The 16,703-nt window shown below is 66.2% G+C and carries 14 protein-coding genes; 4 read left to right on the top strand and 10 right to left on the bottom strand.

Features of this window, described 5'->3' with window-relative positions:
- Window positions 1-23: 23 nt before the first annotated feature.
- The 3 genes from IPJ87_17215 to IPJ87_17225 all read right to left on the bottom strand — a co-directional run bounded on the left by IPJ87_17215 (window position 24) and on the right by IPJ87_17225 (window position 2,239).
- Window positions 24-896: a lysophospholipid acyltransferase family protein gene (locus IPJ87_17215; GenBank protein ID MBK7943586.1), complete on the bottom strand. Its 873-nt coding sequence runs from the start codon at window positions 894-896 to the stop codon at window positions 24-26.
- 44 nt (window positions 897-940) lie between these two features.
- Window positions 941-1,783, bottom strand: coding sequence for a T9SS type A sorting domain-containing protein (locus IPJ87_17220; GenBank protein MBK7943587.1), 843 nt, complete (start codon window positions 1,781-1,783; stop codon window positions 941-943).
- Between the two features lie 63 nt (window positions 1,784-1,846).
- Window positions 1,847-2,239: a hypothetical protein gene (locus tag IPJ87_17225; protein ID MBK7943588.1), complete on the bottom strand. Its 393-nt coding sequence runs from the start codon at window positions 2,237-2,239 to the stop codon at window positions 1,847-1,849.
- Window positions 2,240-2,345: 106 nt separating this feature from the next.
- Between IPJ87_17225 and IPJ87_17230 the strand changes: the two genes are divergently transcribed.
- The 3 genes from IPJ87_17230 to IPJ87_17240 are packed head-to-tail and all read left to right on the top strand — an operon-like array spanning window position 2,346 to window position 4,860.
- Window positions 2,346-3,116, top strand: a complete 771-nt coding sequence (locus tag IPJ87_17230) for an ABC transporter permease (GenBank protein ID MBK7943589.1) — start codon at window positions 2,346-2,348, stop codon at window positions 3,114-3,116.
- Complete coding sequence (locus tag IPJ87_17235; GenBank protein ID MBK7943590.1) at window positions 3,116-3,874, top strand: ATP-binding cassette domain-containing protein; 759 nt, start codon at window positions 3,116-3,118, stop codon at window positions 3,872-3,874. The genes IPJ87_17230 and IPJ87_17235 overlap by 1 nt, the downstream gene beginning before the upstream one ends.
- A gap of 2 nt (window positions 3,875-3,876) precedes the next feature.
- Window positions 3,877-4,860, top strand: a complete 984-nt coding sequence (locus IPJ87_17240; GenBank protein ID MBK7943591.1) for an MCE family protein — start codon at window positions 3,877-3,879, stop codon at window positions 4,858-4,860.
- Window positions 4,861-4,953: 93 nt separating this feature from the next.
- On the opposite strand, the gene IPJ87_17245 is transcribed toward IPJ87_17240, so the two are convergent.
- From IPJ87_17245 to IPJ87_17275, 7 genes are all read right to left on the bottom strand, one after another.
- Entirely contained in the window at window positions 4,954-5,847 is an 894-nt protein-coding gene (locus IPJ87_17245) for a T9SS type A sorting domain-containing protein (GenBank protein MBK7943592.1), read from the bottom strand.
- A 224-nt stretch (window positions 5,848-6,071) separates the two neighbouring features.
- Entirely contained in the window at window positions 6,072-7,880 is a 1,809-nt protein-coding gene (locus IPJ87_17250; protein MBK7943593.1) for a hypothetical protein, read from the bottom strand.
- Between the two features lie 155 nt (window positions 7,881-8,035).
- A complete protein-coding gene (gene atpC, locus IPJ87_17255) occupies window positions 8,036-8,269 on the bottom strand; it encodes an ATP synthase F1 subunit epsilon (GenBank protein MBK7943594.1) in 234 nt (77 codons plus the stop codon).
- 53 nt (window positions 8,270-8,322) lie between these two features.
- Window positions 8,323-9,834 (bottom strand): F0F1 ATP synthase subunit beta, encoded by a 1,512-nt coding sequence (locus IPJ87_17260; protein MBK7943595.1) that lies wholly within the window; start codon window positions 9,832-9,834, stop codon window positions 8,323-8,325.
- Window positions 9,835-9,983: 149 nt separating this feature from the next.
- A complete protein-coding gene (locus tag IPJ87_17265) occupies window positions 9,984-11,240 on the bottom strand; it encodes a T9SS type A sorting domain-containing protein (protein ID MBK7943596.1) in 1,257 nt (418 codons plus the stop codon).
- Window positions 11,241-11,425: 185 nt separating this feature from the next.
- Window positions 11,426-12,796 carry a T9SS type A sorting domain-containing protein gene (locus IPJ87_17270; GenBank protein ID MBK7943597.1) on the bottom strand — a complete coding sequence of 457 codons (1,371 nt, stop codon included), beginning with the start codon at window positions 12,794-12,796 and terminating at the stop codon, window positions 11,426-11,428.
- Window positions 12,797-12,861: 65 nt separating this feature from the next.
- Window positions 12,862-15,576, bottom strand: coding sequence for a hypothetical protein (locus IPJ87_17275; GenBank protein ID MBK7943598.1), 2,715 nt, complete (start codon window positions 15,574-15,576; stop codon window positions 12,862-12,864).
- A gap of 177 nt (window positions 15,577-15,753) precedes the next feature.
- Here IPJ87_17275 and IPJ87_17280 point away from each other — a divergent pair, with 177 nt between their 5' ends.
- Window positions 15,754-16,698 (top strand): bifunctional riboflavin kinase/FAD synthetase, encoded by a 945-nt coding sequence (locus tag IPJ87_17280; protein MBK7943599.1) that lies wholly within the window; start codon window positions 15,754-15,756, stop codon window positions 16,696-16,698.
- Window positions 16,699-16,703: the final 5 nt, after the last annotated feature.

Genomic DNA, 16,703 nt, shown 5'->3' on the forward strand with positions numbered 1-16,703 from the left:
TTCGAGTTCCGGTCGGTCGATCATCAGGTCTTCGCCCGGTCGTGCTTCCATCGCCGGTGGGACCACAGCCAGCACGCGGGCCGGCGGCGGATGTCCTGCTCGAGCCGGCGGGTGTGGGCCTTGCTGATGAAGCCCTCCGGGGTGTTCCCGGGGTCGGGCACCAGGTCCTCGAACCGCATCACATAACGGCCGCGTGCTTCGCGGTCGATGCCGCAGTACACCACGGGCCGTCCCAGCTTCTGGGCGATCTTCTCGGTGCCCCAGAACACCGGGGTGTCCTGGTTCAGGAAGGTGGTCCAGTAGGCGCGCTCCGGTGGAGGGGTCTGGTCGGCGATGAACGCCGTGGCGGTCACCTGATGCCGGTCTCGGACCATGCACTTCAGGGTGTCGGCCATCGGGTATAGGCCATTGCCGAGCCGGGTGCGCATGTGCACGATCAGCCGGTCGAAATGCGGGTTCTGTAGAGGGTGGTAGATCACGTTCAGGCGGTGCAGGCCGATCTGGCCGAATCGCGCCCCGCCCAGCTCCCAGTTGCCCCAGTGCCCCATCACGATGATGATGCTGCGCCCGGCCTCGTAATGGCGCCGCAGTACATCCTCGCCTTCGGTCCGCACCAGCCGCTTCACCTGCGACGGGGTGATGGTCAAGGTCTTCAGGGTCTCCAGCGTCAGGTCGCAGAACCACCGGTAGAAGTCGCGCTCGATGCGGGCCAGGGAGGCGGCATCGCGCTCCGGGAAGCTGTTGCGCAGGTTGGTGCGCACCACCCCGCGGCGGTAGCGCAGCCCGTGGAAGAGCAGCACGAAGAGGCCATCGCTCACCAGGTACAGCAGCGGCATGGGCAGCCACGCCACAGCAAGGAGGACGGGCAGGGAGAGATAGTAGCTGAGGGCGCCCACGGTGCGAAGATCGGGCGATGCGGCACGTCCGCGCCGCCCGGGCCTCACTGCTTCATCCAACGCGCCTGGCCCGTTCGGCCATCATCACTGTGTACCCGCACCAGGTAAAGGCCTGCGGGCAGAGCGGCCACATCGAGCTGCATGGGCGCGCTGCGCGGGGCGGTGCCGGTCACGGGAAGCGGACGGCCCTGCATATCGAGGACCTCCACCGCTGTGGGCGTTCCGCCGTCCACCTGCAGCATGAGCACATCCGCTGCGGGGTTGGGGAACACGGCGGCCCGCAACGCATCGGCGTCATCGAGGCCCGTGCCGGTGTTGAGGTCGAAGCCGATGTCCTGCCAGGTGGTGCTCGTGGTGATGCCGGTGATGTCGGTGGGGCTCAGGGAATAGAGCTTGCGGTCGTTGTTGGTGGTGCCATAGCAGCCGAAGTTCGTGGTGGTGCTGGTGGTGAAGTGGATGTCCACGATCAGCGTCTGCGCAGGGTCGAACAGGAAAGGCGTCTGCATATGGATCACGAACCAATCCCCCGAAGTGCCCGGGGGGATGTCGAACGTGGCCAGCTGGAGCACGGTGTCGAGCCCGGTGAAGAAGGTGGTGCCTCCGCTGAACGTCGTGGCGGTGGTCTGGCCCATGCGCACGAGCAGGTCGCCCAAGGTGTTGCCGTTGGCCACGCCGGTGGTGCCATAGCGGTAGTAGAGCCGGGTGATCTCGCCGGCCGCGGCGTTCGTCAGGTCGCCGGGCAGGTACAGGCTCTGGGTGTGCGGTGCGGTGCCCAGGTTACCCAGCAGGAAGGTGCTGTTGCTGGTGCCGCAGCACTTCTGCACCGTCTGCGCGGCGGCGGGAGCAAGGGCGGTGACAAGGAGGGACAGGGTCAGGGTCCGGATCATCGGTGCAGGGTTGTTCCGCCAAGGTAGCGGATCCGGCACGCGCGCTTCAGGCCGCAGCCCCGTTCAGAGCTTCTTGATCTCCTGCTCGGTGACCCACTTATCGCCGAAGAGGCTGTTGTCGAACTTGATGTGGTACTTGTTCTCGCCCACTTCGATCACGATCGCCGGTTCGGGCACCATGCCATACTCCACCTCCACCTTGTCGCCCACCTTGAACTTCGTCAGGCCACCGGACCGTGCCTCGCCGGTACCCGCCTTGAGCCGGTCCGGGCCCACCCATTCGTTGAAGGTCTCGCTCCAGCCATCGTAGCTCACGAAGAACTGGCCGTCCTTCACCTCGAGCACCTTGCCCGGGTACCAGCTTCCGGCGGATTCGACCTGCACCTTGTCGCCGGCGCGCTGGGCGCTGGCGTCGAGGGTGAACACCAGGAAGAAGAGCGGAAGCAGCGTGCGCATGACAGCAAAGGGGTTGAGGGTTGGCCGGATCCGAAGGTAGTGACGGACGCCGCCGGCAGGACAAGCGTCATGCCAAAGCGGTGGTCGCGCACCGTACTTTGCCGGCATGGCCGAGCGGAACGGGTTCCACGCCCTGGCGGTGGAGGCGGGTGAGCTGTCGGCGTTCACCGGTCGTTTCTTCCGCAACGCGTTCCATGCGCGGTTCGAGTGGCGCGAGCTGATGCGTCAGGCCGCGATCAACGGCTATCAGTCGCTCCCATTGGTGGGCATCACGGCCTTCATCATGGGCCTGGTGCTCACCGTGCAGAGCCGGCCCACGCTGGCGCGGTTCGGCGCGGAGAGCATGCTGCCGGCGATGGTGGCCATCAGCGTGGTGCGCGAGATCGCCCCGGTGATCACCGCGCTGATCTGCGCGGGCAAGATCGGCAGCAGCATGGGCGCCGAGCTGGGCAGCATGAAGGTCACTGAGCAGATCGACGCCATGGAAGTGAGCGGCACCAACCCCTTCCGCTACCTGGCCGTCACCCGCATCTGGAGCACCACGCTCATGTTGCCCGTGCTGGTGGTGATGGCGGACGCCATCGCCATCTGGGCCAGCTGGGTGGGCGTCAACATCCGCGACACGGTGAGCTGGCCGCTCTTCTATCGGCAGGTCTTCGATTCGCTGGAGTATGGCGACTTCCTGCCCGCCTTCGCCAAGAGCTACCTCTTCGGATTCGCCATCGGCGTGGTGGGCTGCTACAAGGGCTTCACCACCGCCAAGGGCACCGAGGGCGTGGGCCGCAGCGCGCACAGCGCCGTGGTGGTGGCCAGCCTGCTCATCTTCATCCTCGACCTCATCGCCGTGCAGATCACCGACCTGCTCGGGCTCACCTGATGGCCGCCGGAAGCACAGCGACCCCTGAGCGTGTCATCGCCGTGCGCGATCTGCATGTGGCCTTCGGCGAGAACAGGGTGTTGCGCGGTTTCAACCTCGACCTGTTCCGCGGCGAGAACGTGATGGTGCTGGGCAAGAGCGGCAGCGGCAAGAGCGTGCTCATCAAGTGCATCGTGCGCCTGCTGCGTCCGGATGCCGGCCGCGTGGAAGTGCTCGGGCAGGACGTGCTGGCCCTCGACCAGGAGCAGCTGGACCACCTCCGTGTGCGCATCGGCTTCCTGTTCCAGAGCAGCGCGCTGTACGACAGCATGACGGTTCAGGAGAACCTGGAGTTCCCGCTGCGGCGTCACTGGCTGGCCACCGGGCGCGAGGAGACCGATGCGCTCGTGGACGAGGTGCTGGACGCTGTGGGCCTGGCGCACACGCGCGCCATGTACCCCAGCGAGCTCAGCGGTGGCATGAAGCGGCGCATCGGCCTGGCACGCACGCTGATCCTGAAGCCCGAGATCGTGCTCTACGATGAGCCCACCACGGGCCTCGATCCGATCACGGGGCGCGAGATCGTGGAGCTCATCCTCCAACTGCAGCGCCAGTACAACACCAGCAGCATCATCATCTCGCACGACCTCAATGTGGCCAAGCTCGCCGCCAACCGCATCGCCTTGTTGCACGAGGGACGCAACCGCGTGGAGGGCTCGTACGCCGACTTCCTCGCCAGCGACGACCCCGTCGTGAAGGAATTCTTCATCTTCATGTGAACATGCCAAGCACCAACGGACGTTCCCTCCGCCTCGGCCTCTTCGTCCTCGCCGGCACGGCCGTGCTCGTCATCGGCCTCTACCTGCTGGGCAGCAAGCGCGACCTGTTCAGCCGCACCCTCACCGTGGAGGCCGTCTTCCAGCAGGTGGGCGGGCTTCGCCCGGGCAACAATGTGCGCTACATGGGCATCAACGTGGGCACGGTGAAGGACATCACCATCACCAGCGACACCACAGTGCGGGTGCGGCTGGCGATCCGCGAGGAGGCGGCCGGCCACATCCGCACCAACGCGGTGGCCACCGTGGGCACCGATGGCCTGATGGGCAACCGGCTGGTGAACCTGGCCCCGGGCCAGGGCGATGGCGATCCGCTGGCCGATGGCTCGGTATTGCCGAGCAGCGTGCCCCTGGACACGGATCTGATGCTGCGCACGCTGGACCGCACCAACGCGAACCTCGCCGCCATCACCGACGATGTGCGCGAACTGGCCGCACGGCTCAACACGAAGGGCAACGCTGTGGACCTGCTGGCGGACACGGTGCTCGCGCACGACCTGAGCGCGGCGCTGCGCGAGATCCGCATCGCGGCCGAGCATGCGCGTTCGGCCACCGCAGGCATCGATGCGGTGCTGGGCGATGTGCGCGAGGGCAAGGGCGTGCTCGGCACGCTCGTGGGCGATCCCGCCAGTGAGCAGCAGGTGCGCGGCCTGCTGGGCAACCTGCGCCAGGTGAGCGATTCGTTGCACGTCGCCACCGAGGGCATCAACCGGTTCGCAGCTGCGCTCAACACCCCGGGGGGCATGGCGCATACGCTGACGGCCGACACCCTGCTCACACAGGACCTGCGGCGCACGCTGTCGCGGCTCGACACCGGATCGGCGCTGCTCAACGAGGACCTGCGCGCACTGCAGCGCAACTGGTTCTTCCGCGGCTATTTCAAGGACAAGGAGAAGGTGCTGAAGCGCGGTACGCGGACGCGGCCCTAGGGATCGACGTACGAACGGCGTCCCGCGGGACGCCGTTCGCCTGCCGGGGATGAAGCGGCCGGTCCGGTGCCGGCAGCTCCGTCCAATGCGGCATCAAGCCTTGCTGAAGCGCACCGTGCGGCGCTGGCCGTCCTGGTCCAGGACCAGGATGTAGGCGCCCGGCACCAGGGTGCTCACGTCCACCCGTTGCAGGGCAGGGCCGTGGAATCGGCCGGCCAGCATGGTGCGCCCGGCCAGATCGGTGATCCGCCAGTCCGCCGCATAGGCCTCCACGAACAGGTCCTGGCCACAGGGGTTGGGATAGGTCTGTACGGATAGGGCGCCACGTTCGCCGAGGCCCACATCACCCGGTGCGAAGACCAGGATGGTGCTACCATCATCGATCATGGCCGGGTGCAACGGGGAGGTGTTCCACAGGATGATGTCACCTTCGGAACTGCCCACTTTCGCCAGGCCGCCGAAGATCCCCAACGGGGTGATCGCCGTGCCGTGCCCGGAATAGGTCCAGGTCGCCGTCCCGGGACCATCGCTGTCCTCGTAGCTGTCGGTCTGGCTTTGTCCGAAGTCCATGGGGAAGGAGAGGAGCCGTTTGGGGTCGATGTAGTTGTTCACATCGGCCGGCACGCCCGTGGCCACCAGCTCCAGGACATTGATGTCGATGGTCACGTAGGTGTAGTCGGTGCCCACACCGGTGATGGTCTGCGCCCAGGCCCAGTTGGCCGAGGGATAGGTCATGGCGTACGGGGTCCCGCCGGCCTGGGTGAAGTCCAGGGAGCCGATGGGTTGCAGGCTGATGCTGCTGAGGTCCCAGGTCTGGTTGGCGCCGTCGGAGGGTTCGGTGGCCGACCCGGGGCTGGTCACCAGGTACATGTCAAGCTGCACACCGCTTTGATCCACCAGGGCGGACACCAGGGTGGGTTGGGCTTCCGCCGTACGGTGGAAGGCGATCGTGGAGAGCAGGAGGACCGCAAGGGTTGAGTTGTGCATGGGTTCTGGTTTTGTGCCTGCAAGCTTAGGTCGGATGGGACCTCCACGGGCGTGGCACTTGAGAATAGTTATACCCAGGCGCCATTCGGACTGCGCCGGCCATCCACAGGGTCCACGCTTGGCCGGCGCGCCCGTCAGCGCGAGCGGTTCCTTCGCGATGGCTTAAAGGACAGGGTGCGCGCGGGCACTGGTGCGGCGAACCCATGGGGTCCAGACCGCCGGGATCAAGGCAGCTGTGCGTTGCGCACAGCGGTCGGCACGCTACCGCCGATGTTCTGGAGGATGAGGTCCCGGTCATTGCTGCCCCCCGTGTACCGCACCAGGCCGTTCAGATTCACATCCTCCTGCCGGTACTGCCCGAAGAGGGTCGATGTGGGCACGCTGCCGCCGATGGCGGTGAGGATGGGATCCCGGTCGTTCGCACTGCCCGCGTACTTCACCTGGCCATTACCGCTCACGTCCCCGGCCCAGAGCGCACGGGTGGTTCCCACGGTCTTCCGCGCATTCGTTCCGTAGGTGTCGGTGGAAGGGCTTTTGAGGTCGACCGGAGTGGAGGTGGCACTGAGCGCGATCGGCTGCAGCGTCATCGTCGGCAGGTGGTTGCGGTGGCGCACAGCGACATGGTAGGGCCCGGCGGTGGCCGGCACCGCCAGATCGCTGACGCCGTCCAGCGCCACGACGTCACCGTCCCGTTGCAATAAGGCAGGCACCCGTTGCACCACCACCGAAGGGTCGGAGGCGGAGCGCAGTTCGATCAGGATCCAGTCCACGATGGCGTCGACCCCGGTCACGCTCAGGACACCGCTGCCCAGGGTGCTGCCAGCGCCATGGGTGGGCGAGAGGCCAAGGCCCGAATACGGTTCGCTTTGCGGGAACGAAACCTGGGTCCGCAGGGCATCCAACATGGTGCCGGACACCGCATTGTAGGGCCCTTCGAGCCACACATCCACGGCCAGGCGCACCAGATCTCCGCTACAGGTGCAGTCCGCACGGACCTGGTCGTTCACTGTGCCCGGATCACCATCATCACAGGGCACGCCCACTGCGCACGGCCCAGGGGCCATGGAGATGCCCATGGCGGAAAAGGGCAGCAGGGCGAGTTGCGCCACCGGGGATGGCGCACCGCCATCCACCCACTTCACCAGGTAGTTCGGCCAGGCGAGCACCGCGTAGATCACAGGTTGAGCAGCGCTGAAGTCCACGCATATGGTCTGGCACAGGGACGCGATGGTCTGTTCGAACTGGTAGGCGAGCGTCCACACGTTCCCGTTCCGCACCCACTTGCGCACACCGGCCACGGATTGTACGTAGCACACATCGCCGGCCGCATTGAAGAAGAACAACGGGTTGAGCCCGGCGGAGGTGATCACTTGCGAAATGGTGGCGCCTGGGGCGGTCGGGAGTCCGGTGCCGACGGTATACACCCCGTCGTCCACGGTCGGTGGGCCTGCCTCGAAGATCACCGACGCCATCAGTTGGTCGTTCACGACCTTCACCGTGGACAACGCGGCGTTCGTTCCGGCCACCATGGTCTGCGGTCCGGGACCGAAGTACGCCACGCCTCCGGAATCACCGACAGCCCAGAAATGGGTGCCGTCGGTGCAGGCCGCGTGGATGGCTCTGCCGGAGAACAAGACGTTCGAGCTGGCCTGTCGAGTGAAGGTCCCGAAGTGGTCCACGGTCCCTACCACCCGCGGGTTCGTGGCCGCATCCGTGTTCCGCAGGAGGGTTCCAACGGGTGCGGGATCCCCATAGCCGGTGATCATCAGGGCGTTCGCAGCGGGGTGCGCGTTGAGCGCACCACTGAAGGAACTGCCTGCACCGAAGACCCGGTCCGCCCCCGTGGTGGGCAGGGTCACCGTGAGCGCAGCGTTCCCATTGGGATCGTACTCCCGCAGTTCGATGGCACTGCCATGTGTGGCGGAGGGGTCGGCGAGCGTCGAGATCACCACATTCCCCGGGGTGAACTGTGCGTACGTGTTGGCCCCCACCAGGAAGATGGAACCGAGGACCAGGACCGAGGTCGAGCGCATCACAGGGAGGGTTGGCCGTTTCCAACGGTCGAGACCTCAGGAAGACGCGCTACACGCTCGCAGGTTGCCGGCGGCCTGAACGAAGAACGGCGCCCATGGGCGCCGTTCGATCCGTGTCGCAGGTGTCGGACGGGGGTCCGACGTTCACCTCGGACCTACTCCGCGAGCACCAGCACGGTGTTGCGGCTCACCTCCACCACGCCGCCCTTCACCGCGAAGGACTGCTCGCCCTTGGCCGTGCGCAGCTTCACCTCACCGGCCTTCAGCACGGTGATCAGGGGCGCGTGGTTCTCCAGGAAGCCCATGCTGCCGTCCACGCCGGGCACGCCGACGTACGAGGCCTCGCCTTTGAAGAGCTCCTTGTCCGGGGTGATGATCTCGACTCTCATGGGTGCTGTGCTCATGGGCCCATGCGCAAATGTGCACATGGCCACATGGTTCCTTAGGCTTTGGCGGCTTCGGCCAGCATCTTCTTGCCGGCGGCGATCACGTCCTCGATGTTGCCCTTCAGGTTGAAGGCGGCCTCGGGGTACTCGTCCATCTGGCCGTCCATGATCATGGTGAAGCCCTTGATGGTCTCCTCGATGGGCACCATCACGCCCTTGAGGCCGGTGAACTGTTCGGCCACGAAGAAGGGCTGGCTCAGGAAGCGCTGCACCTTGCGGGCGCGGAACACGCTGAGCTTGTCGTCCTCGCTCAGTTCGTCCATGCCGAGGATGGCGATGATGTCCTGCAGTTCCTTGTAGCGCTGCAGGATGGCCTTCACGCGCTGGGCGCAGTTGTAGTGCTCCTCGCCCACGATGGCGGGGGTGAGGATGCGGCTGGTGCTGTCCAGGGGGTCCACCGAGGGGTAGATGCCCAGCTCGGCGATCTTCCGGCTCAGCACCGTGGTGGCGTCGAGGTGGGCGAAGGTGGTGGCGGGAGCGGGGTCGGTGAGGTCATCCGCCGGCACGTACACGGCCTGCACCGAGGTGATGGATCCGCGCTTGGTGGAGGTGATGCGCTCCTGCATGGCGCCCATCTCGGTGGCCAGGGTGGGCTGGTAGCCCACGGCGCTCGGCATCCGGCCCAGCAGGGCGGACACCTCGGAACCCGCCTGCGTGAAGCGGAAGATGTTGTCCACGAAGAAGAGGATGTCGCGGCCGCCGCTCTGCTCGTCGCCGTCGCGGAAGTACTCCGCCAGGGTGAGCCCGCTCAGGGCCACGCGGGCGCGGGCACCGGGGGGCTCGTTCATCTGGCCGAAGATGAAGGTGGCCTGGCTGGTGGCCAGCTGGTCGTAGTCCACCTTGCTCAGGTCCCAGCCGCCCTCCTCCATGCTGTGCTTGAAGTCGTCGCCGTACTTGATGATGCCGGCCTCGATCATCTCGCGCAGCAGGTCGTTGCCCTCGCGGGTGCGCTCGCCCACGCCGGCGAACACGCTGTAGCCGCTATGGCCCTTGGCGATGTTGTTGATCAGCTCCTGGATGAGCACGGTCTTGCCCACGCCGGCACCGCCGAACAGGCCGATCTTGCCGCCCTTGGCGTAGGGCTCGATGAGGTCGATCACCTTGATGCCGGTGAACAGCACCTCGGTGCTGGTGCTGAGGTCCTCGAACTTCGGCGCCTCGCGGTGGATGGGGTAGGTCTTGCCGGTGTTCACCTCGCGCATGCCGTCGATGGGGGCGCCCACCACGTTGAAGAGACGGCCTTTGATGGCGTCGCCCACGGGCATGCTGATCGGCTGGCCCTGGCCGTGCACGTCGGCGCCACGCTGGAGGCCGTCGGTGCTCTCCATGCTGATGGCGCGCACGGTGTCCTCACCGATCAGCTGCTGCGTCTCCAGCACTAGGGTGGTGCCGTCGGGGCGCGTGATGTGCAGCGCGTCGTAGATGTTGGGCAGCGTGCTGGCGCCTTCGAAGCGCACGTCGACCACCGGTCCGATGACCTGGACGACCTTTCCGATGTGCTTGGCCATGAGGGAGTTGGGCTGTTCTTGTGGGGTTGCCCCCGATTTGCGGGCGCGAAGGTAGGGCTTCGCCGGGGATGGACCAATGGGGGTTCTCAACAGGTGTTCATGGGGGAGGGGTGAGGCCCCAGCCGTGAACGAGGCTGCCCCCGGATCGCTCAGGGATCCAACCGGACACGCACCCGGCCATGAAGCGCGCCGTTGCGCTCATGGACCACGATGGTGTAGAGTCCGCGAGGTAGATCGCCCACCCATAGCGGGGCCGGTTCGGACGTTGTGCGCCGCACCACGCGGCCAAGTGGATCGATGAGTTCGATCCGAGCGGAGGCGGGCGCACCGCTGACCTGCACGCGGTCCGTGGCCGGGTTGGGCCAGGCGGTCAGCGATGTCGTGGCCGTCACGGTGGGCTCCTCCTGCACGCCGACCGGACCGCAGCCGCTGGTGGTTGAGCCGCCGCTCCACACCCCTACGCGGTACACGCTGTCGGCACCGGCGGTGGTGAAGATGCCTCCGATGTGCAGGCTGTCGCGGAACAGGCCGATCGCACGGGTGGGCAGATCGAAGTAGCCCGGGGGCACCAGGCTGCACCAGCGCTGCCCATCCCAGCGGGCCAGGCCCCCGGAAGGGATGTCACCGATCATGTTGAAGCTGCCGGCCACATACAGGGTATCATGCCACCAGAGCAGTTCGTTCACCTGGTGGCTGGCGCTTCCGGCCGTACCCCCGGCCAGGTCGGTCCAGGTGCTGCCATCGAAGGCTGCGATGCTGTTGCCCGGGTTGTCCGGGTGGCCATCCGGTGGGTCGCGGCTGAAGACACCGGCCGCGTACAGCAGACCGTCATGCACTTCCAGGCGGTTGATCCAACTGTAGCTGCCCGCGAACAAGGCGCCACCGGGCAGACCTTCCCAGGCCGAACCGTTCCAACGGGCGATACTGTTGCCCAAGGGACCAGCGAAGTTCCCGGCGATGTACAGCATACCGTTGTAAAAGGCCAGGTCGAAGATGGAGTTGGTGCCTTGCACGGGAGTGATGTCCGGGAGGTCGTGAACGCGGTACCAACGTGTGCCATCCCAGCGGGCCAGGCCCAAGGCAGTGATGGTGTCCATTTGGTTGAATAAGCCACCGGCATAGAGCCCATCGGGCCCGGCGCGCAAGCTGCTCACCGTGCCGTCGGCCCCAGTGCCCAAGGGTTGCCAGGCCTGCCCGTCCCACCGCGCCACCCGGTTCAGTTCGGTCTGGCCCGAGTGGGTGAAGGTGCCACAGGCGTACAGCTCCCCGTTCCAGAACTCCAGGTCGGTGGTGGGGCTGGAGGAGCCCCCATTGCCCGGAGTAATGCAGTCCCAGGTTCCACCGTGAAGGCCACAACCGAGCGTATGGAACGCCGATCCATCCCACCGTGTGACGGATGGTGACATGGCACCCTCCACCAAGGTGAACGACCCACAGATGTACAAGGAACCGTCTGTAGAATCAGCCTCCAGCCGTTGCGGTCCTGAATTGCCGATCCCGTGGCCAAGGGGCTGCACCAAAGGTTGCGAGCCCACCGCGTGCCAGGTCAATACAGCCGTTAGGAGAGCGGCCCGGTTCGGTGTGCTCCTGTTCATCGCACCATCAAGCTCGTTCGGGCCATCACCACACCGCGCTCATCCACGCAGGCCAGGTCGTAGAGGCCGGGGGGCAGTGCGACCAGCTCCAGATGGGGCATGCCGCTTCGTCCCCAGGCCACCACACGCCCCAAGGCATCGGTGAGCCGCAGGCGGCTGCCGGCGTGCAGACCGGCGTAGGTCACCTGCACGCGGTCCGTGGCCGGGTTGGGCCAGGCGGTCAGCGATGTCGTGGCCGTCACGGTGGGCTCCTCCTGCACGCCGACCGGACCGCAGCCGCTGGTGGTTGAGCCGCCGCTCCACACCCCTACGCGGTACACGCTGTCGGCACCGGCGGTGGTGAAGATGCCTCCGATGTGCAGGCTGTCGCGGAACAGGCCGATCGCACGGGTGGGCAGATCGAAGTAGCCCGGGGGCACCAGGCTGCACCAGCGCTGCCCATCCCAGCGGGCCAGGCCCCCGGAGGGGATGCCACCGATGGCGTTGAAGCTGCCGGCCACGTACAGGGTGTCATGCCACCAGAGGAGTTCGTTCACCTGGTGGCTGGCGCTTCCGGCCGTACCCCCGGCCAGGTCGGTCCAGGTGCTGCCGTCGAAGGCTGCGATGCTGTTGCCCGGGTTGTCCGGATGGCCATCCGGTGGGGTGCGGCTGAAGACCCCCGCCGCGTACAGCAGACCATCATGCACTTCCAGGCGGTTGATCCAACTGTAGCTGCCCGCGAACAAGGCGCCACCGGGCAGACCCTCCCAGGCCGAACCGTTCCAACGGGCGATGCTGTTGCCCAAGGACCCCTTGAAGTTGCCGGCGATGTAGAGCAAGCCGTCGTAAAAGGCCAGGTCGAAGATGGCGTTGGTGCCAATGCCGGAGTTGATATCGGGCAGGCCATGGACACGATGCCAGCGGGTACCATCCCAGCGAGCCAGGCCGAGTGCGGTTATGGTGTCCATCAGGTTGAACCAACCAGCCGCGTACAACCCATCGGGCCCGGCGCGCAAGCTGCTCACCGTGCCGTCGGCCCCTGTGCCCAAGGGCTGCCAGGCCTGCCCGTCCCACCGCGCCACCCGGTTCAGTTCGGTCTGGCCCGAGTGGGTGAAGGTGCCACAGGCGTACAGCTCCCCGTTCCAGAACTCCAGGTCGGTGGTGGGTATCGTCGCACCGGGACCGAGATCGGTGATACAGTCCCAAGGATTGCCCAGTAGTCCACAACCCACTGGCCGTAAGCTGTCGCCATCCCATTGAGCTACTCCTGGCCCCGATGTGCCGTTCACTAGTGTATGGCCCCCGGCGATGAACAGGACCTGGTCCGAAGGGTCGGCCTCCAAGCGCCAGACCCCCCCTGTGCCCAAGCCACCGTCGATGGGTGACACCCCGGCCTGCGGGCGAACTGGATGCGCCCACAAGAGTGCTGCGCAAGCGGCGAACACGCACCGGTTCATCGCACCATCAGGCTCGTTCGGGCCATCACCACGCCGCGCTCATCCACGCAGGCCAGGTCGTAGAGGCCGGGCGGTAAAAGGCCCAGCTCCAAATGAGGCATGCCGCTGCGGCCCCAGGCCACCACACGCCCCAAGGCATCGGTGAGCCGCAGGCGGCTGCCGGCGTGCAGGCCGGCGTAAGTGACCTGCACACGGTCCGTGGCCGGGTTGGGCCAGGCGATGAGCCCCTCCGTTGGGCCGGGTGCGTCGGTGGCGCTCACCACCAATTCACGCAAGCTCATCCGGGCGACGAAGGCATCGCTGTTGTCGGTGTTCAGGCTACCGGAGGTCAGGCTGGGTTCGCAATAGGAGACCCCGGGGTAGGGGCAGCGGTCGTCATAGCTCCAGCCCCCGGCGCTGCCACCCCAATAGAGGGCCTCGCCTTCCACCAAGGCAAGTCCGTAGCCGAAGTCGTTGCCCCAATCGATCTTCCAGGCGTCCTGTACATCGCTCATGTGATCGAAGCGACTGCCGAACACGGTGCTCCAGAACAAGCTGTGGTCGTTGAGGAAACAGGCCAGCACCACTTGGGTCTGGGAATTCCCGTCCAAGGTATTGTATGGCAGGTGGTAGAACGGCGTGGCAGGCACCGTGGGGAAGGAGGCCGGTGCGGGTTGGGTGAGCTGGGCCACGATGCCCAGCAGGTAAAGGTGACCGTCGCCGTCATGGCGCAGGTGGTAGAACCGGCAGAGGTCAAAGGGGTGCCAATTGGTGTAGGCCAACAGCCGCACCTCCTCGGCATATTCATCGCCGTTGCCACCGAAGAAGGTGCCCCAGAGCAGTTGTCCGTTCAGCAGGTCGAACTCCGCCAGGTAATGGTCCTGATGGTTCTGCACATCCTCCACCCAGGGGTTGAGGCCGCCCGGGTTGCAGATGGAGATGGCCCCCGGGGCGGCGGTGCAGGCGTTCACCACCGGCGGCTGGTCACCGCGCCCCACGCCCAGCACCGTCACACGGCCGTCATGCACCGAGGCGGCGTAAAGCCCTTTCAGCCCATTGAGGTTGGTGGTCCACGCCGGTTCACCCAGGAAGGGGCCCAGCCGGAAGCTGGCCAGAAAGCCGTTCTCCGAGCCGGTGCCCACCTGCTGAAAGAGGCCCGGTGGTCCTTGCTGGGGCATCGTGCCGGAGGTGCGGCCCACCAGCACAAGGGCCTCTTCGGTGCTGGAGGGCCCGGTGGGTTGGAACAGGTACGCCAGATCGTAGGCCTCGTCGTCCGCCGGACTGCCGTAGAAGGTGCTCCATTGCATGGCGTACCCACTGGTGAGGGCCACGAGAAAGCAGTCCGTACCACCCGCGCTGGCGGCCTGCTGGTAGTTGGCCGTGGCCGGGTCGCAGAGCGGCAGGCTGTTCACCGTGGCGTTGCAGGCGTTGTAGCCGCCCGTGCTCGTGCTGGTGGTGCCGGCCAAAAAGATCCGGCCGTTCACGTCCTCCTCGATCGCGGCGATCAGGTCCACCCCATTGCCGCCAAAATAGAATGCGCGCTGTAGTGTGCCGAGCAGCGGATCGAACGCGGCAAAGACACCATCCGTAGTGCCGCTCAGGGACGCCTGGAAATAGGTCGCATCCATCGGGTCCACGTTCGGGAGCTTGATGACATCTTCGCTGGTGGTCCACCCAACGGCATACAGGCGGCTGTTGTTGTTGCTGACCCGCAGTTCGGTGAACCGTTCGCGGTCCGTGCCGCCGTAGTACGTGACCCAATCGCGCGTGGCATCCTGCAAAGGGTTGCCCGGCGCGTACCGGAAGCGCATCATGTAGGCGTCCCAAAGGCCGCCTTGGTAGGCCAGGGCACCGGGGGCCACGGGGTAGCTGGGGTCGTCGGAGCTGCCCGCCAGGTAGACCGAGCCGTCGTCGGCCGCGGCGAGCGCATTGCCGTGGTCGTCCACTGTGGAGGGCAGGTCCGTACCCACCATGGTGCTCCACTCCAGGTTGTCGGGCCCACCGCCTCCGCCACCAGCGAGAGGGGGCGGGCCGATCGCGAACACCAACGGTTTGCTACTGTCGTAGCTCCCAAAGGTGAACGATACCAGTCCTCCACCGTCGCTGGCGTCGTAGCTGGGCGTCCAGGCCACAGGGATCAGCACATCGTTGGGTCCGAGTTGGTAGGCGAAGGCTTCTTCCAGCTTCAGGAAGCGTTGGCCGAGGTATACCCTGAGCATGCCTTGCACGTCTACGCCCAGGCTGTCCTGGCCGGAAAAGAAGAGCTGCACCGCACTGGGGTCCGCACCCGGCCTGAACACAAAGGTCATCTTGTGACCGGCCGACCCGTAATGGTGCTGCAGGTCCACGCGTGGGTAGATGTCCACGCGTTTGATGCCTCGGTACGCTTGGACCCCGGTGATGCCCGTGCCTGTATGAGCCAGGTAGTAGTTGGCCAAGCCCCCCGTCTCTCCCAAGGTCAGTGTGGTGGCCTGGGGATCGAAGTCTTCGCCCACAAAGGCCATATTCACGCTCCAGATGGTATCTGTGCTGGCCATGGCCCACGTCACGCTCGCATCCTGGTGCAACCAGCTCTTGATGGGCGCGTTCTCAGAAGAGTGGGCGACGGTGGTCACCACCTGGCCATCGGTGTCCAAGGTCTGTCCCGCTTCACGGCGGAACCAGGCCGATCCTATGGTGTCATTCTGATGGTCGATGATCTGCGCGTCCAGTGGCACGGAAGGTGCCATCATCAGGACGATCATGGCTCGAACTGCGTTCGTCGTGTTCATGGTAAATCGGATCGTTGATCGATCGATCCTACGAACGAATCATGGGATCTCAAAATTCATGTGGCAGATGGTGGGCCGCACACACGCCAGGTTCCGTCGATCAGCGGATCCCCCGCCCTTCCGACCTTCGCCCCCGCGATGCAGGTGCACACCGACCTCGAACGGTTCACGGGCGTGGAGCGCCCCGTGCTCACCACCGGCACCTTCGACGGGGTGCACCGGGGCCACCGGGTCATCCTCGACCGGCTGAACCAGGTGGCGCGGCGCGAAGGGGGCAGCTCGGTGCTCTTCACCTTCCACCCGCATCCGCGCATGGTGCTCTTCCCCACGGACAACGACCTCAAGCTGCTGAGCACGCAGAAGGAGAAGATCGCCCTGCTGGAGGCCGCCGGGGTGGACCACCTGCTGGTGATCCCGTTCAGCCGCGCCTTCAGTCGCCTGAAGGCGTTGGAGTATGTACGCGATGTGCTCGTGGAGGCCATCGGGGTGCACGCCCTGGTGATCGGCCACGACCACCGGTTCGGGCGCAACCGCGAGGGCGACATCCACCTGCTGCGGCAGCTGGGCGAGGTGTACGACTTCCAGGTGGAGGAGATCCCCGCGCATGAGGTGGACCATGTGCAGGTGAGCAGCACCAAGGTGCGGCAGGCGCTGCTGGAGGGCGATGTGCGCGCGGCGGCCAGCTACCTGGGTTACGCGTACACGCTGGGCGGCGTGGTCGTGAAGGGCGATCAGCGCGGCCGCGGCATCGGCTTCCCCACGGCCAACCTGGGCCTGGTGGACCCCTTCAAGCTGGTGCCGGCCAAGGGCGTGTACGCGGTCACCGCCACGCTGCGCGGCCGGAGCTTCCCCGGCATGCTCAACATCGGGGTACGGCCCACCGCGGTGCGCGACGGCGAGCGCACCATCGAGGCCCACCTCTTCGGGCTGGACCACGAGGTGTACGGCGAACCCATGGAGCTGCAGTTGCACGCCCGCCTGCGCGACGAACGCACGTTCACCGGCCTGGATGCGTTGAAGGAACAGCTCCACCGCGACCGCGAAGCGGCCCAGGCGGCGCTGAAGGCCCTGTCCGCGTCATAGCCCTG

It is taken from the genome of Flavobacteriales bacterium, from assembly GCA_016713875.1.
In the GTDB taxonomy this organism is placed as follows: Bacteria; Bacteroidota; Bacteroidia; order Flavobacteriales_F; family PHOS-HE28; genus PHOS-HE28.